General features: G+C 65.8%; 12 protein-coding genes. 8 read left to right on the forward strand and 4 right to left on the reverse strand.

The features are described from left to right. From ABZW74_RS01130 to ABZW74_RS01145, 4 genes are read right to left on the reverse strand one after another with little or no spacing between them, the layout of a single operon-like run. Entirely contained in the window at positions 1-1,149 is a 1,149-nt protein-coding gene (locus ABZW74_RS01130) for an acyl-CoA dehydrogenase (RefSeq protein WP_240856089.1), read from the reverse strand. Beyond that, positions 1,146-1,433: a phosphopantetheine-binding protein gene (locus ABZW74_RS01135; protein WP_355273064.1), complete on the reverse strand. Its 288-nt coding sequence runs from the start codon at positions 1,431-1,433 to the stop codon at positions 1,146-1,148. The genes ABZW74_RS01130 and ABZW74_RS01135 overlap by 4 nt, the downstream gene beginning before the upstream one ends. Further along, positions 1,430-3,010, reverse strand: a complete 1,581-nt coding sequence (locus tag ABZW74_RS01140; RefSeq protein ID WP_355273066.1) for an AMP-binding protein — start codon at positions 3,008-3,010, stop codon at positions 1,430-1,432. The genes ABZW74_RS01135 and ABZW74_RS01140 overlap by 4 nt, the downstream gene beginning before the upstream one ends. Before the next feature lie 25 nt (positions 3,011-3,035). Then, the gene (locus tag ABZW74_RS01145; protein ID WP_355273069.1) at positions 3,036-4,706 is read right to left on the reverse strand and encodes an AMP-binding protein; all 1,671 of its coding nucleotides are present in this window, start codon (positions 4,704-4,706) and stop codon (positions 3,036-3,038) included. A gap of 432 nt (positions 4,707-5,138) precedes the next feature. Here ABZW74_RS01145 and ABZW74_RS01150 point away from each other — a divergent pair, with 432 nt between their 5' ends. The 8 genes from ABZW74_RS01150 to ABZW74_RS01185 are packed head-to-tail and all read left to right on the forward strand — an operon-like array spanning position 5,139 to position 19,300. After that, positions 5,139-5,753: a GNAT family N-acetyltransferase gene (locus ABZW74_RS01150; protein ID WP_308221008.1), complete on the forward strand. Its 615-nt coding sequence runs from the start codon at positions 5,139-5,141 to the stop codon at positions 5,751-5,753. Continuing rightward, positions 5,750-7,573, forward strand: coding sequence for an IucA/IucC family siderophore biosynthesis protein (locus tag ABZW74_RS01155; RefSeq protein ID WP_240856098.1), 1,824 nt, complete (start codon positions 5,750-5,752; stop codon positions 7,571-7,573). Before ABZW74_RS01150 ends, ABZW74_RS01155 begins: the two co-directional genes overlap by 4 nt. Then, entirely contained in the window at positions 7,563-9,098 is a 1,536-nt protein-coding gene (locus tag ABZW74_RS01160) for a pyridoxal-dependent decarboxylase (protein ID WP_240856101.1), read from the forward strand. The genes ABZW74_RS01155 and ABZW74_RS01160 overlap by 11 nt, the downstream gene beginning before the upstream one ends. Then, positions 9,091-10,518 carry a SidA/IucD/PvdA family monooxygenase gene (locus ABZW74_RS01165; RefSeq protein WP_355273074.1) on the forward strand — a complete coding sequence of 476 codons (1,428 nt, stop codon included), beginning with the start codon at positions 9,091-9,093 and terminating at the stop codon, positions 10,516-10,518. Before ABZW74_RS01160 ends, ABZW74_RS01165 begins: the two co-directional genes overlap by 8 nt. Before the next feature lies 1 nt (position 10,519). Further along, positions 10,520-14,035 (forward strand): amino acid adenylation domain-containing protein, encoded by a 3,516-nt coding sequence (locus ABZW74_RS01170; protein ID WP_240856105.1) that lies wholly within the window; start codon positions 10,520-10,522, stop codon positions 14,033-14,035. Next, on the forward strand, positions 14,035-15,480 hold the full coding sequence (locus ABZW74_RS01175) for a condensation domain-containing protein (protein ID WP_355273078.1): 1,446 nt from the start codon (positions 14,035-14,037) through the stop codon (positions 15,478-15,480). Before ABZW74_RS01170 ends, ABZW74_RS01175 begins: the two co-directional genes overlap by 1 nt. Continuing rightward, on the forward strand, positions 15,477-17,816 hold the full coding sequence (locus ABZW74_RS01180; RefSeq protein ID WP_355273080.1) for a penicillin acylase family protein: 2,340 nt from the start codon (positions 15,477-15,479) through the stop codon (positions 17,814-17,816). Before ABZW74_RS01175 ends, ABZW74_RS01180 begins: the two co-directional genes overlap by 4 nt. Further along, positions 17,813-19,300 carry a condensation domain-containing protein gene (locus ABZW74_RS01185; RefSeq protein ID WP_355273082.1) on the forward strand — a complete coding sequence of 496 codons (1,488 nt, stop codon included), beginning with the start codon at positions 17,813-17,815 and terminating at the stop codon, positions 19,298-19,300. The genes ABZW74_RS01180 and ABZW74_RS01185 overlap by 4 nt, the downstream gene beginning before the upstream one ends. Positions 19,301-19,306 lie beyond the last annotated feature (6 nt).

Raw genomic sequence — 19,306 nt, forward strand, 5'->3', positions numbered from 1 at the left:
TCAATTCTCCACTGGTAGACCGAGATCGCGGGCTATCACCACGCGCAGCAAGTCGTTGGTCCCGGCGTAGATCGAGGCGGCGACGGCACTCGAGAAGTTGATGGCGTATCCCGAATCCGCGACCACTGCCCGGGCACCGAACAGCGGTGCCGCAGCGGTCTCGAATGCGACGAGATCCTGTGCACACGAGATCTTCACCTGCGCCGCCTCCGTGGCCAGTGCGCTCAGCGGGGTACCCGCATCGATGCGGCGAGCCATGTCGTAGACCAGCGTGCGAACGCGGTGCTCGATGATCGACAGATCAGAGACCCGAGCCGCGACAAGAGGATTGGAGCCGAGTCCACGGCCGAACTGCTTGCGTTCGCGCAGCCACGTCACAGCCCGCTCCACGGTTGCTCGCATCAGGCCGACCGAGTAACTCATGAGCAGCGCCCGTTCCCAGGCCGTGGTGCTCGACAGGAAGGCCAGGCCGGATCCCTCGGTAGTCACCATGTCCGCGTCGGTGGCGGCCACGTGATTGAAATCGATGGCGCCCATGGGGACCTCGGTGAGTGCGGTCTTGTCGAACGGCTCCGACCGCACCACTCCGGGCCGGTCGGCCGGAATCAGGAAGGCGCTCAACGCAAACGGATGGCGCTCGGCCTCGGTGCGGGCGAAGGCCAGCACGAGATCGGCGGCCGGTGCTGCCGTGACATAGGCCTTGCGGCCGTCGATGCGCAGACTGCCGTCGTCGAGCCGATGCGCCGCGGTGTTCATCGACAGGGGGTCGGACCCGCCGGTCTCTTCGGTGAGTGCGTGGCACAGCAGCATCGAACCGTCGAGAAGACGATCCGCATAGGGCGCCAGCGGCTGCCGAGGCAACGCCGACAACGGCCACTGGATGCCGAAGAGTTGGGAGGCCAGCGCATAGCAGAGACCGGCCGGCACACCGGCTCGTCCGGCTCCTTCCACCACGGCCACCGCATTCTGGACAGCGCCGTCGCCGGTCGTGCCACGCAAGGAATCGGCCATCGCGGACGATACCGATGCAGTGGCCACCAGCCGACGCCAGGCGTCCCGGAACGGCACACCGGTCAGTTCCGGTGCAATCTCCGCGATTTCGGCGGCGGCATTGGCAGCACGGTCCACCGGCGGCGCGACGAGGGTCATCGGGTCGATCCGTCCAGCACCTCGGCAACCGTGGCGTGCAGTTTCGCGGGAGTCCGGAAGTTGCGGGCAACCACGATGTCCTCGGGCAGCTTCTGTCCGATGCGCTGCTCGAGATCGGCGACGATGTTCACGAGGGTCAACGAGTCGAGCAGGCCGGTGAGCAGCAGTTCGCTGTCCGGCGTGACGGCGTCGGCATGACCGTGACGGCGCGCGATCGCCCCGGAGACGATCGTGCAGACGTCCTCGACGGAGACTGGCGCCGTATCGACGTTGTTACTGGTCATGAAGATTCTTTCTCCTCTGTGTGTCCTGGCTGCGCAGCCAATGTCTTCAGGTGCTCGCGGTCGATCTTTCCGCGCCGGTTCGTCGGCAACGGCGAGCAGATGACTATCGAATCCGGTTGTGAGGCAATGGGGAGTAGCGCGCGGATGGCTCCGTCGGTTGCGGTGATCGCGTCGGCCGACTCCGTGGTCTCGGCGCCGGCGCCGGTGTCGAGGAACAGGGTGATCCGGTTGTCGGGCCCGGTGGCCACCGCGGCCGCGGCCAGCACGGACGCCTCTTCGCAGGCGATCGTCTCGATGCCGGCCAAGTCGATGCGATATCCGCGGCGCTTGATCTGGCTGTCGACCCGTCCGGTCAACACCAGTTGACCGTCGGCGTCGCGATAGGCGTGATCGCCGGTGCGATAGGCCCGCCGCACACGACCGTCGGGGAAGGCCAGTGCGACTGTGGGATCGACTACCTCGCCGCCGATCACATAACCCGTCAGCAACGGTGCGCCTGCGACCACCAATTCGCCTGCCTCCGCGGCGTTGCACTCCTCGTCGACGAGGAGGATCTCGACACCCGGCAACGCTGACCCCACCGGGACGGGTTCTCCCGTACGCCAGTTCCGGACATCGGCCGCTGTGCACACGTTGGTCTCGGTGGGCCCATACCAGTTCCGCACGTGGATGCCCGGGAAGGTGTCGAGCAGTTCGCGCAGCGCCGCAGGCGGATAGGGTTCGCCGGCAAAGGCAATCGCACGCAGCGCCGACAACGGTTGTTCCTGGCGTCGAACGGCCGAGACGATCCCACGCAGCAGGCTGGGCACCGCGTAGATCACCGAGATCTCGTTGTCCGCAAGCCATTCGGCGGCATCCTGCGGAAATGCCTTCAGCCACTCGGGCAACTGCACCGCGGTGACTCCGGCGATGGCGGTCGAGAAGATGTCAAAGGTGCTCAGGTCAAAGGTGAGCGCCGCCTGAGCTGCCACCCGTTCTCCCGCACGAAGTTCGAGAGATCTTGCGGCCCACTGCGCGAAGAACGCCACCGCCGACGACGACAGCAACACTCCCTTCGGGAGTCCGGTACTGCCGGACGTGAACAGCAGGTAGCCGGGTTCCGCGGACGGACCGTGGGCGTCGTCCTCGCCGCGTGCCGCCAGCAGCAACCCGTCCTGGGGCAGCTCGACGACGCGGCCGGCCGGGTTCACCCGGTCGATGCCGGTGCGGTCGGAAAGGACGTGGGTGATGCTGGCCTGGTCGAGCAGTGCAGCCGTGCGATCGGGCGGATCGGCCACATCGATCGGTGCGACGACAGCGCCAGTGGCGATGACCGCGTGGATCGCGATCGTGGCCGGTGCGGATCGCGGCAGGTACACCGCGACCGCACTGCCGCCACCCACCCCGGCAGCGCGAAGTCCGGCCGCCAGCTCGGTGACGCGTTCGGACAGTTCCGCATACGACAGCTCACCGAGTTCGGTTCGGATGGCACAGCGGTCGCCGTGTTCGATGGACGCCGCGGTGAGGATGTCGGCAAGCGGATTCGACGCGTCGGCCGTGGTGGTGGCAGACGCGCATGACGTTGACAGTGTGTCCATGGTCCTCAGCCTCGTCGGAGCAGACTCACGCGCCGGCAAGCTGCTGCCGCAACGCGTTCTTGTCCATCTTTCCCAGGGGAGTGAGCGGCATCTCGTCGATGATCCGCACCACATCGGGCGCCTTGTACGCGGCGAAACCTGCTTCGTCACCGAGGAAGTCGGCGAGATCACGCCGGTTGGGCGCGGATTTGGTGCCGCTCTCGACCACCACGAAGGCAACCGAACGTTCGCCGAGGGTTTCGTCGGGCTCGCCGATCAGCGCCACCGCCCGGATTTTCGGGTGCCTCAGCAGCGCACCCTCGATCTCGGTCGCGGCGATCTTCTCGCCGCCCCGGTTGATCTGGTCCTTGATGCGGCCCGACACGATGAGGTGGCCACTCTCGAGACGACGCACCAGATCACCGGTGCAGTAGAAGCCATCAGCGGTGAACGACTTCCGATTGTGCTCCTCGGCGTCGAAATAGCCACGCGGAGTGTACGGTCCGCGGACTGTGAGCTCGCCCACCTCACCGGTCGGCACCTCGTTGCCCTCGGTGTCCACCACTCGAATCTCGTCGTAGACGGAGACCGGTACTCCTTGCGTGGTGGCCAGCAGCTCCGGTTCGTCGTCGAGATGTGTTGCGCAGAACAACCCTTCGGACATACCGAGGATCTGCTGCAGGGTTGCGTCGAACTCGTCGATGATGCGACGCGCTTCGTGATCGGACAGGCGCGCCGATCCGATCTCGATGATGCGCAAGGAACTCAAGTCATTGGAGGTCCATGACCGCTCATCGAGCCACAACGGCGCCAGTTGCGGGTTGATCGCGGTCATGGTGACCCGCTCGCGTTCGATCAGCTCGAAGCAGATCGCCGGATCTTGGTGTGGCGCAAGGACAACCTTGCCTCCGACGCGGAGCGTGGCCAGGATGCCCGGGCAGTTCCAGGTGTAGTTGAAGGCGATCGGCAAGACGGCGAGGTACACGCTGTCCTTGTCGAGCCGGCTCCGCTCGCCGGCCGCGCGCGAGTTGTATTGGTAGTCATCGTGGGTGCGCCCGATCAATTTGGGCATCCCGGTGGTGCCGCCGGAGAGCAGCAGCAGCGCGATGTCCGACGGCTTGGCAACATCTTCGATCGGATCGTCGCCGGCCGTCGACAACGTCGAGTACGGGACAAATCGGTCATCGGAACCGTGGTCGCCGAGATCGCCTGCGACGATGACCGTGCGAAGCGACGGCGACGTATCCAGAATGTCGCGCGCAAGTTCACGGTGATCGAAACGATTGAACACACCCGTTGTCACATAAGCGACCGCGCCCGTGGCCCCCGCCAGGTGCCCGACCTCGGCGTGCCGGTGGCCGGGTTGTGTGTGCACCGGGATCGCCGCAAGTCGCTGAAGAGCGAACCACGTCACGATGAATTCTGCGGAGTTCGGCAACTGGAGCAACACCGCGTCGCCGGCCCGAATCCCAAGACTTCGTAAACCGTTCGCAACTAGCGTTGCTCGATTCGCAAGATCCCGGTACGAAATCCGTTGTTCACCATCGACAATCGCCGTCGAGTCACCATAGGCGGCAGCCCACTCGTCGACCCGGGTACCGAAAGTCTTTCCCTCCCAGAGGCCCAGCTCTCGATACCGCTCGGCGTAGTCGGCCGGCCAATTGGGTATCCGGTCACGGATCGAGGTGGTCGGCGTCTCCAGATTGCTTGTCGTCATGCGCTATCCCTCTACGTGCACTTGAAGTTTGGTTCAGCGGCGCGGTGGCGAACACCACATTCGCAAGAACTCTCCGCGATCCCCCAGAGCGCCTGATCGAGTTCTCTTGGCGCTCAACAGGAGGCCGGTGGTCGGTTCACCGAATATCGTCATTCGGGTGGCCACGGCCTGCTGATGAGGGTAGCCTAACATGAGTTGGTCCCCGAATTAAGCCGAGGTTCGAGGCCCCGCCCGGGTATCTGTGCCTGCATTTCACCTCAGCACCGCGATGGGTTAGTGTGTGTAGCCTAACCTAATCTGCGTCGATCCGCGAGAGGGTCCTCTCCATGGTCAAGCCAGGACAACAAAATCCGAACTTGCCCGGCCAGCGCGTCGACCTGCGCCATCGAACTCAAGACGTAAGCACGAATCGCGAATGAAGTGGGTACCGCAATGACCTCACCCTTGACGTCAACTTACCGCCTCGACTCGTTGCGGATCGATCCGCAACGAGATGGCGCCACCGTGCACCAATGGCTCGTGCATCCGAAGGCGAAGTATTGGGACATGTTGGACAGCACGGAGACTCAGGTTCGCGACTTCCTCGCCGACAACATTGCCGAGGCCGGCGACAGCGATTACGGACTCCGGATCGGGTATTGCGACGATGCCCCCGAATTCATGTTCGAGCTCTACGACCCACTCACCAGCGACCTCGCGGCGCCGGGCACCGGATATGTGCACACCGAAGGTGACATCGGGATGCACCTGCTCGTCGCCCACTCCGACCGGCAGCTGTCCGGTTTCACCGGAAATGTGATGCTCTTCATCATGCGCACGGCCTTCTTCGAGGTCGGTGCCGCCCGGGTCGTCGTCGAACCCGATGTCCGCAACACCGCGGTGCAGAACCTCAACGCCGCGGTCGGCTTCCGCGTCGACGGCGACTACCCGGTTGCCGACAAGATCGCCCGCCTGAGTTATTGCACGCGTGAGGATTTCATCACAGTCACCGACAACGGCCGGACGATCGGATCGGCCGCGGCCGGCGAACAAGAGGTTGCACGTTGACCAGTTCACCCGCGCTCGCCACTCGGGGGTTGCGCGACGTCTACGACCGTCGCATCGCGAAGAAGATACTGGCGGAGTTCTGCCACGAGCAGGCCCTGTCGCCCGTCGAGGACTCCGCCGGTCGCTTCGTCGTGACGTCCGACGACCGGCAGACGCTCTACACCTTTGCCGCCGAGGTGCTGGCCCTCGACAACTGGGCGATCGACGAGGCGTCGATTCGACGGGTTCGCGACGGTGTCGAACTTCCCCTTCGCGCTGTCGAATTGATTGTGGATGTCCATGAGACACTGGGCATTCCGACCGAGTCGCTGCCCGAGTACATCGAAGAACTCATCAATACGGTCGCCATCAGCGCGCACCGTTCCGACTCCCGACGCGTCGCCGCGGCTGCGCTGGCGGTGGCGGATTTCCAGACCGTCGAGCGCACCCTCACCGAGGGACACCCGTGCATCGTCGCGAATGCCGGCCGGCTCGGGTTCAGCTCCGACGACGTCGAGCGCTATGCCCCCGAGTCTGCTCGCCCATTCCGACTGACGTGGGTGGCCGTCTGGCGCGATCACTGCGACTTCGCGTCGATGAGTGGGCTCGAGTACATGACGCTCATGCGCGAGGAACTCGGCGACCGGACCCTCGAACGCTTCAGCGACACCCTTGCCGACCTCGGACTCGACCCCGACGACTACTGCTACCTGCCGGTCCACCCGTGGCAGTGGATCGAGAAGATCAGCAAGCTCTACGGTCCCGACATCGCCGACCGCAAGCTGGTGCGACTCGGTGAAGGACCGGATCTCTACCAACCTCAGCAGTCGATTCGCAGCTTGTTCAACATCTCCAATCCCACCCGGCACTACATCAAACTCTCGCTCTCCATTGTCAATATGGGATTCACGCGAGGAATGTCGGCCGACTACATGCGCACCACCCCGCTGATCAACGAGTGGGTCCGCAAGCAGGTTCAGGACGACGAGTACCTCGCGTCCCTCGGCTTCCAGCTGCTCTACGAGGTGGCCGCCATCGGCTACCGCAACCCGACATTCAACGCGATCACGCAGCCGGGTTCGGAGTACCGAAAGTTCTTCTCGGCGCTGTGGCGGGAGAGTCCGGTCCCGCTGACGACCGGGGACGAGCAGCTCATGAGCATGGCTGCGTTGCTTCACGTCGATCACCACGGCGATCCCTTTGTCGCCGCGCTCGTCGAACGGTCCGGACTGAGCGCCGACGAGTGGGTACGTCGATACCTGCGGACCTACCTGCATCCGATCACCTACCTGCTCTACCGCCACGAGCTGAAGTTCTCTCCGCATGGCGAGAACCTGATCCTGGTGATCGACTCCGGCGTTCCGGTGCGCGCCATCCTCAAGGACATCGGCGAGGAGGTCAGCATCTTCGCCGAGCCCGACGACCTACCCGAATCGTGCCGGCGGGCCCTCACCGAGGAACCCGACGAGATTCGTAACCTGGGCATTCTCTCAGACGTGTTCGACGACTTCCTACGTCCCCTGGCTGCCATCGTGCATTCGGCGGGGCTGGTGTCCGACCGGGATTTCTGGGAGTTGGTCGGGGACAGCATCCGCGAATTCATCTCGCAGCAACCGGATCTCGCCGATCGCTTCGCGAAGTGGGATCTGTTCGCGCCGACCTTCGGCGCGGTTCACATGAACGGGCTGCAGCTGGCGAACAACCGACGCATGGTGAACGTGGGGCACTCCTACGCGTCGCTGGTCGCCACCGACCACAAGCTGCTCAACCCCATCGCGCTACCCGCGCGCTCCGAAATAGTCTCTTCTACATCTCATCTGGGGGATCACCTTGCCACATGACCACAACACCTCATGGGGCGGAGCACGATTCGCCCGCCCCGGAAGCGGTTGGACCGATGTCAGCGGCGGCCTCGCGCAACTGGCGGACGCCGTCGAAAACCATCATCATCGTGCGCCACTCCCTCCCGGAGCACCAGAAGAGACGCTGGCCTCGGTTTCGAATTCTCTTGGTCCGGAACAGATTCCCGAGAACGGCGTCGGCGAGTCACGTGCCCTGCAGCACGTGGCCGAACTGATCGCCCGCTACGGGCTCGATCTCACCCACGAACTGACCGCGGCTCATCTGCAGCCACCGCCACTCACGGTGTCGGTGGTCGCCGATGCGCTCGCCAGCGCGTCGAACGCCTCGTTGGACACCTACGACTCGGGGCCTGCGACGCTGGCGATCGAGCAGTGGACGATCGCTGCCCTGGCGCGCCTCGCCGGTTTCCCCGACACCGCGGGCGGGGTCTTCGGTCCCGGCGGCTCGTATTCGAACCTGCTCGCGATGCTCATCGCGCGCGACCACACCGCCGCACAGGTCGGCATCGACACCCGGCAACACGGCGTCGCCACCCTCACGCGTCCGCTCGTGTTCTGCTCACGGGTGGCGCATTTCTCCATCAATCGGGCCTGCGCCACCCTGGGTCTCGGTGAATCCGCGGTGATCCCCGTCGAGGTCGACGAACACCACCGGATGATCCCGGCCGCCCTCGAACGCGCACTGCTCGAGAACGCCGGCACCCCCATCGCGATCGTGGCCACCGCCGGTACCACCGATTTCGGCACCGTCGATCCGCTTCCGCAGATCGCCGACATCGCCGAACGCCACCAGGTGTGGCTGCATGTCGACGCGGCCTACGGGTTCGGGTCGCTGTTCTCCGACAATCTCGCTCGACTCGTCCGCGGCATCGACCGTGCCGACTCGATCACCCTCGACCTGCACAAGATCGGCTGGCAGCCGGCGGCGGCCAGCATCCTGCTGCTCGCCGACGAGGGCGAGTTCGCCTCGCTGAACCGAAATGTGGCCTACCTCAACCCCACCGACGATGTCGAGGCGGGTTTCGGTGGGATGCTGGGCCAGACCCTGCAGACCACCCGGCGACCGGATGTCCTCAAGGTCACCGCCACGTTCCTGGCCTATGGCCGAACGGAATTGGGCCGGATGCTCGACACCTGCCACCAACTCGCCCGCCATGCCGAACAGCGCATCGTCACCGAGCTCCAGCTCGAACTGGTCGCACCCGCCACCCTGACGACCGTCGTGTTCCGCTACCGCTGCGAGCAGCTCGACAAGGTCAACGCCGAGCTCCGTCGCCGCCTGATCAGCAGTGGCAAGGCACTCATCGGACGCACCCGCGTACAGATCGGCGGCAGCGAGGAACCGCAGACCTGCCTCAAGCTCACTCTGCTCAACCCCACCGCACGCGAGTCCGACATCGACGATCTCTTCGACGAACTCCTGCGCATGGCATTGGAAGTGGAGTCCGAGCTGGCCGAGGGCTCAAAGCACAACAGCGAGAACATGGTGAAAGTTCATGAGTGACCAACAAACAGTGGACGTCCTGGCGATCGGTTGCGGCCCGTTCAACCTGAGCCTGGCCGCAATGGCGTCCACCGTCGACGACATCGATGTCCTCGCAGTGGACTCGGTTCCCGAGTTCCGCTGGCATCCGGGAATGATGTTCGACGACGCCACCCTGCAGGTGAGCTTCCTGTCCGACCTCGTCTCGCTGGTGGACCCGACACACCCGTTGTCGTTCCTGGCCTACCTCGCCGACGTCGACCGGCTCTATCCGTTCCTGGTGCGGGAGGACTTCTTTCCCACCCGACGCGAGTACGAGGCGTACCTGCTGTGGGCCATCGACAAGCTCTCCTCGTCCATCCGCTTCGGCACCACCGTCGACGAGGTCCACTGGGATGACCACGCAGAGCACTTCCGCGTGACGCTCACCTCCGGTGGTGTGCAGTCGGAGCTGATCGCCAAGCACGTGGTGATCGGCGTCGGTACCGAGCCGGCAGTGCCGGCGGCCCTCGCGTCGAACTCCCTTGCCGTGGTGCACAGTTCGAGCTATCTCCAACACCAGCCAACCGCCCTCGAGGCGGGCGCGGTGACCGTGATCGGTTCGGGCCAGTCGGGCGCGGAGATCGTCGTCGACCTGCTCGAGGCCAATCTGCGCGGCGGACCGGCGGTCCGATGGTGGACTCGCACACCGTGGTTCGCACCGCTGGACTTCACCAAGCTGTCCCTGGAGATGACCACCCCGGCGTACATGGACTACTTCCACTCGCTGCCGGAGGGCACCCGCGATCGCGTGCGTGGCGGTCACTGGCAGTTCCACAAGGGAATTTCGACCGACACCCTCGACCGCTTGCACGACCTGCTCTACCGCAGGCAACTCTTCGACGGTCTCGCACCCGTCCAGCTGCGCAACGGCGTCGAGATCGAAGGGCTGGACGCGCTCGACGACGGCCGGGTTCGAGTGCGGGCACGGCATCGTGACACCGAGACAGCTCTGGCACACACCGCGGACCTGGTGATCACGGCCACCGGCTACCGGTACCGCGAGCAGCCGTTCCTCGTGGCCATCCAAGACCGCTTGCGCCGTGATTCGCTGGGCCGCTTGGTCATTGCCAACAACCATGCGGTGTCGTCGGACCCGGCACTGGCCGATCGGCTCTTCGTGGCCAACGCCGAGGAGCACGCCCATGGTGTGTCGGCACCCAACCTGGACATCGGTGCGGTGCGCAATGCGCGCATCCTGAACACCGTCGCCGGCCGCGAAGTGTACCGCCTGCCCAAGCACACGGCGTTCACCAGTTTCGGTGTCACCGGAACCGACGCAGAAGATGTAGTACCAGAAGCCGCTGTGCCAGAAGACAAGACATCCATCGACGACTTTCTCGCGAACTCGCCCACGGCGAGTTCCAACACCCAATTGACAGCTCTCGGACTTGAGGAGTGACGTGATTTCCAAGGACCAGATTCGTGCCGACGTCGCAGCTTTGCTCGACGTTGCACCGGAGACAATTGCCGACAACGACGACTTGGTGCGTCACGGACTGCATTCGCTGCTGGTGATGAAACTGACGAACGCCTGGCGTCGCCAGGGCCACCTGATCCAGGCGTCTGCGCTCACGCTCGACCCGACCATCGAGGCATGGGCACGTCTGTTGGGCGCCGACACCGTCGATTCCGCCCCGGCCACGGAAGCTCCTGCGAAGCCGGCCGAGCGGACGCCCGACGTCGCGGTGGCCGACCCCGCCGCCGAAGATCCCGATGCAGAAGAGTTCGGTTTGGCCACAATGCAGCACGCCTACTGGGTGGGCCGCCAGGACGGCCAGGCCCTCGGCGGTGTGGCTGCCCACCTCTTCGCCGAGTTCGACGGTCAGTTCCTCGACGCCGGGCGCCTCGAACGCGCCGTCGCGGCGGTCGTCGCGCGGCACGACATGCTCCGCGCCGCTTTCGACGACGCCGGCCAGCAGCGAATCCTCGCCCAGCCGCCGCGACCGGTGTTCAGTGTCGTCGATCTCCGCGACGCCGACGCAAGCGAGGTCGAGGCCGGTCTCGAGAGCACCCGGCACCGGATGAGTCACCAGTTGCTGGATGTCTCCGAAGGCAGCGTCGTCGAATTCGTGCTGACCCTGCTGCCCGACGGCCGCCACCGCCTGCATCTGGACGTGGACATGCTCGCCGCGGACGCCATGAGCTACCGACGCGTCCTGGACGATCTGGCCACCGCCTACGAGTCCGACGCCACGCTGCCGCCCATCGGATACACCTTCCGGGAGTATCTGGCGCAGTTCCCCGAGCAGATCGTGCCCGCGGAGTACGAGGCGGCTCGCGAGTGGTGGGCGCGCAAGGCTCCGACTCTGCCCGAAACCCCTACCCTGCCTACCATTCCCGAGGCACAACGCGCCGACCCGCTGCGGAGCGTGCGCTACCACCACCAGTTGAACGCGACCCAGAAGGACCGTCTCTACTCCGTCGCCTACGACAACGGTGTCACTCCCGCAGTCACTTTCGCGGCGGTGTTCGGCGAGGTCATCGCGCGGTGGTCCACGCACCAGCGATTCCTGCTCAACGTTCCCCTGTTCAATCGGGAGCCGCTGCACGACAACATCGATCAGGTGGTCGGTGACTTCACCAACTCGGTGCTGATCGACAGCGACGCGAGCGAGACCGAGTCGATGGTCGACCGTGCCCGTCGCCTGCAGAAGGAATTGCACAACTGCGCCGCCCACGCCACCTACGAGGGCCTCGACGTCCTCCGCGACCTGGGCCGGATTCGCGGCTCCGCGGTCACACCGTCGCTGGTCTTCACCTCAGGCCTCGGCTTCGGCGAGTTGTTCTCCGACCGTGTTCGACGTCTGTTCGGCGAGCCCGTGTGGATTCTGTCGCAGGGCCCGCAGGTCGATCTCGACGCACAGGTTGTCGAACTCGACGGTGGCCTGCTGGTCAACTGGGATGTCCGTCGCGACGCACTTCCCGAGGGCGTCATGGAGTCGATGTTCGCCGAATTCCAGCGCATCCTCGACGATTTGGTGGCGCCGGATTCCGACTGGAACCAGCTGCTGGCGATCGAACTCCCCGATGGCCAGCGGACCACACGGGATCGCGTGCAGTCGACCGAGGCCACCTCGACCCCGCGCAGCCTGCACGGCGCGTTCTTCGATCACGCTGCCCGCGCTGCCGAGCGCACCGCGCTGGTGACCGCGCAGGGCCAGGAGCTGAGCTACGGCGACGTCGCCGGTCAGGCACTCTCGGTGGCCCGCTCACTGACGGACGCCGGCGTCGGAGCAGGCGACACCGTCGCACTGATCCTCCCCAAGGGACACCGTCAGGTGATCGGCGTGCTCGGTGTGCTGGCGGCCGGCGCGACATACCTGCCGATCGCGCTCGATCAGCCGTCCGCTCGCCGCGACCAGATCCTTTCCCGCGGTGCGGTGACGGCCGTGATCTGCGACGCCGCAGGTGATCTGCCCGCAGGGGTCGCAGTCCTCGGCTTCGACGAGGCAACCTCGGGGCCGCGCGCCGACGCCGCGATCGTCGCCGGACCCGACGAACTGGCCTACGTGCTGTTCACCTCGGGTTCCACCGGTGAGCCCAAGGGTGTCGAGGTGAGCCACCGCGCGGCGGCCAACACCGTCGACGCCATCGCCGCCGAGTTCGGCCTCACCGCCGACGATCGCACGATCGGACTGTCGGCGTTGGAGTTCGACCTGTCGGTGTTCGACATCTTCAGCCCGCTGTCCCTCGGTGGCGCGCTGGTGTGCATCGCGTCGGAGGAGACGCGCGACGCCGATTCGTGGGCAGCAGCCATTGCCGCGCACAAGGTCTCGGTTCTCAACGCCGCGCCGGGCCTCATCGGGATGCTGCTGGACGCCGCGAGCGCCGAGCAGTTGCAGTCTCTGCGCGTGATCATCACCGGCGGCGACCGGGTGGATGCCGATCTCGCCCGTCGGGCCCGGTCCGCGGTTTCCGGACTGCGCTTCGCCGGACTCGGCGGAACCACCGAGACCGCCATCCATTCCACGGTTTACGAGGTCGGCGACGACTTCCCCGCCGACTGGACCACGGTTCCCTACGGCCGCCCGATGGGTGGCGTCGCATGCCGCGTCGTCAACGAGCGCGGCGAGGATGCACCCGACTGGGTCACCGGTGAATTGTGGATCGGCGGAACGAGTGTCGCGGACGGCTACCGGGGTGACCCGGACCGCACCGCCGACCGGTTCGTGACGGTCGACGACCTCCGCTGGTACCGCACCGGCGATCTCGCCCGCTACCTGCCGGACGGCACCATCCAGTTCCTCGGCCGAGCCGACCACCAGGTGAAGATCCGCGGGTACCGCGTGGAACTCGGCGAGGTCGAGGCCGCCGCGCGCACCCTGCCGGGTGTCGGCGAGGCAGTCGCAGCCGTCGTCGCCGGCCGCCTGAGCCTCGCCATCACCGCGCCGTCCTCGGGCGCTGTCGCAGACGAGGATGCGGTGACCGCAGGGCTGCGGGATCTGCTGCCGGACTACATGGTTCCGGCCATCGTCCACGTTCTCGATCAGGCCCCGCTGACCACCAACGGCAAGCTCGACCGCAAGGCCATCCGGGCGCTGCTCGAGCGTGAGGTCGCCGGCGTGAATCCCGACGGATACGTCGCGCCGGCGAATGCCGTGGAAGCTGCGGTCGCCTACATCGCCGAACAGGTCCTCGGGGTGCAGGAACTCGGTGTCACCACCGACTTCTTCGACGCCGGAGCCAACTCGATCCTGGCCACCTCGTTCGTGGCGAACGTCCGCGGCCTCCTCGCGGTCGAGGGCGTCGGCATCACGGCCGTGTTCAGTGCACGCACCGTGCGCGGATTCGCCGAATTGCTCGCCGGCCGGGAGCAGGTGCCCGGTCAGCTCGATCAGGTTGCGCGAATCCTGCTGGAAGTCACCGGTATTCCGGTCCCCGAAGACTCGGCCGAGTTGGCGGGGGTTGCCGACTGATGCCGTCTTTGGAAGAACTCCAGGCGCTCATGCGCTCCCGGCTCACCGCCGTCGGCATCAGTGTCGACGGCGGGGTGCCGACCCGGCGCAATCACGACCGGGCCGCGCAGTCCTTCAGTCAGCGCATCGTCTGGGCCCACCAGCAGCGCGTTCCCGACAGCACCGCCAACAACATCTGTCTCGCGTTCACCTTCACCGGTGTGGTCGACGAGACGGCTCTGCGTCGGGCGCTGCTCGGCGTCGTCGAACGTCACGAGATCCTGCGGACCACGTATCACACCGATGACGACGGCTCGTACTATCAGCTGATCCACACCGATCTCCCGATCCGGGTGCAGACGCTCGATCTCGACGACGCACCGGCGTCCACGGAACGGCTGAGCGAACTCATCGCCGAGGCCGCGACGGAACCCTTTGACCTGGCCGGCGAGTCGTCGATCCGGCTGACCTTTGTTCGGCTGACCGCCGACGCCGACGGGCAACCTCGGTTGGCGGTGGTGATCGCGATGCAGCACATCATCTGGGATGGGATGACCTTGCCCGCGATGGCTCGCGACGTCGAGCGGTTCTACGCCCAAGCGATCGCCAACCCCGATGGGGCACTTGAAATCCCACCACTGTCCCCACAGGTGGCCGACTTCGCCGAATGGGAACAGGACCGGTTTGCAGCCGACGACCACGCCAGCGACACCGCGTTCTGGGAAGACCAGTTCCGCGACATCAGCACCACTGTGCTCCCCTACGACCGTCGTCCCGAGAGTGTGTCCGAGCGCAGCGCCCGCATGGACCGGCAGCTGAGCGATCACGCGGAATCCGTTCTGCGATCGCTGAGTTCGGAACTACGAGTGCCACCCTTCTCGGTGTTCCTGGCCGTGTACTACCTGGCATTGCGCCGGATCACCGGACAGCGTGACATCTTGATCGGAACCACCGTCGCCAACCGCGAGGAAGTCGGCATGGAGGCGCTGATCGGCAATTTCAGCAACTCGATCGCGCTGCGAATCGGCACCGACGGTGCCGCTTTCGCGGATCTGGTCGCCGACGTCCGCGCCGTCACGGACTCGGCCTTCGGTCACCGCACCTTCCCGTTCGAACATCTGGTGGAGGTTGCCCGCCGGATCACCGGCGATCCGCAGGCGCAGCCGTTCGACACCCTGGTGCTCTTCATCGACCAGGAGTTGCAAGGTCCGCAACTCCCGGGAGTGTCGTCGACGTGGGAGCTTGCCCACAAAGGTCGCGCGCTGCTGCCGCTCGCGGTGGAGACGTTCATGCATGCCGACCGCACCGAGGTCCAGATCTCCTACCAGATCGACCTTTTCGAGCCCAGCACGGTGGAGCGAATCCACGACAACATCGAGCAGGTGCTCTCCGACGCGACCGCCGATCGCCCCCTATCCGATCTCCTGCCCGCCGACCTCGTGACGTCCGGTGGTGTGCAGGTGTGACCGAACCGATCGTGACCGGCGAGATCGAGGTCATCCGCGATGCCCACGGCATCCCACACATCAAGGCGACCAGCGCATACGGCGCGCTGTACGGTCAGGGCTACGTCACCGGCGTCGACCGCGCTTGGCAGGTCGAGTTCCTGCGTCTGCGCGGCGAGGGACGCACAGCCGAGGTCTTGGGTCCCGACGCCCTCGGCTGGGACGAGTTCGTCCGCCGCGCCCAGGTCGACCGCGTAGCCCGACGGATCTACGAGGCGTCGTCCCCGCGCACGCAAGACCTCCTGCGCGCTTACGCCGAAGGCGTCAGCGCCGGCTTGCTGCACGAGGACACGACGTCGATCGAGCTCACCGAGTTGGGGCATCGACCCACACCATGGCATCCGTGGTCGCCGATCTCGGTGTTCATCGTGCAGCACATCATGTTCGGACGGTTCACCACCAAACTCTTCCGCCTCCACGCCTGCCGGGCGCTCGGCTCGGTCGCGCTGGACTTCTTCGACAGCGAGGGTTTGGACAAGTCGGATCTGCACGTACCCGAGCATCCGTCCGACGACTTCATCGCCGACATGCTCGACCTGGTGTCCGATCGACCCGCGGAGGCGGTCGGGGGTGACGTCTTCCCCCTCGACGACGCCATCATCGGCAGCAACGCGTGGGGAGTCGCCGGCAGTCGCACCGCCGACGGTTCTCCGCTCATTGCCGGTGATCCCCACCGGTTCGTCGAGATCCCCGGGATCTACCAGCAATGCCACCTCAGCTGTCCCGAGTTCGACGTCGTCGGATTCGCATTCGCCGGGGTTCCCGGTGTCCCACATTTCGCGCACACCCGCAGTGCTGCTTGGGGAATCACCAACGCGATGGCCGACTATCAGGACGTCTTTGTCGAGCAACTCGGCCGCGACGGCGCACACGTCGTGGCACGGACATCGGAAGGCACCGAGCCGGTGTCGAGCCGCACGGAACAGATCTCGGTCCGCGATGGTGACCCGGTGGACGTCGAGGTCATCGAAACCCGCAACGGCTCGGTTCTTTTCGGTGGCGCCGACACGCAATGGGCCATCAGCCTGCGCACGCCGATGATGAGTGACGCCGAGGCCACCTTCGACGCAGTGGTCGACCTGCTGTTCGCCCAGACCGTCGCCGACGTCGAAGAGGCACTGACCAGTTGGGTGGAGCCCGCGAATCGCATCGTCATCGCGGACACGAGTGGACGACTGACCAACCACGCCGTGGGGATGGTTCCGCAGCGCGCTCCGGAGAACTACTGGCTTCCGGTTCCCGGTTGGGACGAGCGGTACCGATGGACCGGATACGCACCGGCCTCGGTCACCCTGTCCTCGGTTGCGGGAGAGGACTTCACGGGCGAGGTGACCGACGTGTCCGTCATCGCCAACCAACGCATCGACAGCACACCGCCTCTGCAAGCCCTCACCACAGAATGCGCCTCGCCGGCACGGGCCGACCGGATCGGCTCTCTGTTGGCGGACTCACCTGTTGTGTCGGCAGAGGATTGCCGACGCATCCAGGGCGATGTCGACAACCGATCGGCTGGCGTCGTCCTAGACCTGCTCACGCCGCTGACCGGCCTGACTGCGGCCGCCGAGGATCTTCGACGCCGAATCCTCGGCTGGGACAGCGCGATGCACGCCGACAGTGTGGAGGCATACCTGTTCGCCGAGATCCGCACCCGGCTGGTTTCGGCGATCGCCGCCACCCCCGCTCTCGCCGGTCTCGCAGCGCCGCATCCCTTCCCGCGCTGGCTGGACCCATGGTTCTTCGCCGCGACACGCATCGGTGCGGGCTTCTCGTCGGTGGTCGAGCTCTCCGACGCCGTCGGTGTGGACATTCACACACTCGCTTCCGAGGTACTGGAATCGGTGGCCGCCGATACTGCTGCAGCAGAGAGAATTCCGACGTGGGGCGAGGTTCACGTCCTCATCCCGTTCCACCTCTTGGACTTTGCCGGCGTGACCGCCAACCACCCCGAACTGTCCCCACGGGTACGACCGGAGCCACTGCCCCTCGGTGGCGACGCCGAGTGCGTGTTCGCCAACGCCAGCGCGGTCGGATTCGCACACGTGTGCCGTCAGGGACCTGTGGCCCGCTACATATGGGATGTCGCAGACCGCGACGCCGACCAGTGGATCGTCCCGTCCGGAGCCGCCGGGGACGCGCAATCACCGCACTTCTCCGATCAGGGGCCGCTGTGGGCCCGTGGCGAGCTGATCAGCGTCGTCAGTGATTGGTCAGCGCTCCGCGAGGAGGCAACAACCCGGGAGGTAGTGCGTCCCGCCCTCCCCGAGACCAACGTAGTTCTATCCCAAGGAGAATCGTGAACATCCTGAGCGACGCGCAGCGTGAACTCATGCGAAAGAGGCTTGCCGACGCCGGAATCGCCGCCGACGAAGCAGCTCTCGGCACCACGACACCGGAAGCCACACCGCTCCCGACGGACGGCACTCTCGCCACCGCCGAACGGCGTATGTGGAAGATCTACGAACTCGAACCCGGTTCGGACGCCCACAACTTCGCGGTGCTTCTCGAGTTCGGTCCCACATACTCGATCGACACGGTCGTCGCCTCGATGCAACGCCTCGTCGACACCTCGTCGGTGCTCGGTTCGGTCATCGAGGTCGGCGACGACGGCGCCCCGCGCCGCAAGGCGACCACCTGGGAAGGGCGCTGGGTTGTTCCCGGCGAGATCTGGGAGTGGGGCACCACCGACGCGACCTCGAGTCAGACGCAACGTCCGCAGACACGAGACGCCGTTCTCGCCGCTGCCGCCGAGCTCGCCAAACAGCCGTTCGACCTGCGTCGCGAGGCACCCGGCCGCGCACGGATCTACAAGCACGACAACGGGTTGTCGATGATTCTCGTTCTGCACCACCTCGCCGGCGACGAGACCATCCTCCCGCCGGTTATCGGCATTCTCGTGTCCGACGATCCCGAAGCCGGACTCCCGCCGGCGCCCGCCGGCGATCCGTCGGCGCGACCGGAGTCCCTGGTCGGCGCTGCCGTCGACCATGCACGCGCAACCTGGGCCGCCGAGGGTATCCGTTACCCGATCTCCGGCGCGCTGCCGCAGACGAGTCCCGAGGACAGCTGGTTCTCGGTGCTCGGCGAGGGTCCGGGCCGGTTGATCAGCCAGCCGATCGACAGCGACGACGTTGCGGCACTCGAGCGGTTCGCGCGGGAGACGGGCGCGACATCGAACGCGATGCTCATCGTGGTGTGCGCACTGACCGTCTTCGCGCTGACCGATGCGTCGGACTTCAATCTTCTTGTCCCAGCCGATAACCGGCGGCCGGAGGAGACGATCGATCGCGTCGGGTACAGCGGCAACGTGGTGCCGATGCGCTTCACCTTCGACCCGACCACCCGCGCCGACGAGGCGGTACGCGCCGCGGTCTCGACCGTGTACTCCGCGATGGAGTACTCGTCTGTCGACTACGGCACGATCCTCACCGCGCTGCGCAACAGTGGCGGCCGCTTCCCGGTCGCCGAGGTGATGGCCCTGGCCAAGAACGCCCCGCTGCGCGGTGTCCCCACCCCAGACGGCGCCGAAGTGAGCTGCGAGACGATCTTCAAGGACATCGTGCACTATCCCCTGTCTTTGGCCTTCGAGACCGGCGAGAACGACGATGTGCACCTCGAAATCGAGTACCGCACCGACGTCCTCGGCGAGGACGTCGCACGACGCGCCGCTCAGGTCGCCTCCGCACTCGTCGCCGACCTTCCGAAGAAGTCGCACCTGTCACTGCGAGATCTGTTGACACAGAGTGCGAATGTCAGTGTTGTTCAGGCTGCCGCACGGCAGTAGCAAAGG

It is taken from the genome of Gordonia sp. NPDC003585 (genome assembly GCF_040610755.1).
In the GTDB taxonomy this organism is placed as follows: Bacteria; Actinomycetota; Actinomycetes; order Mycobacteriales; family Mycobacteriaceae; genus Gordonia.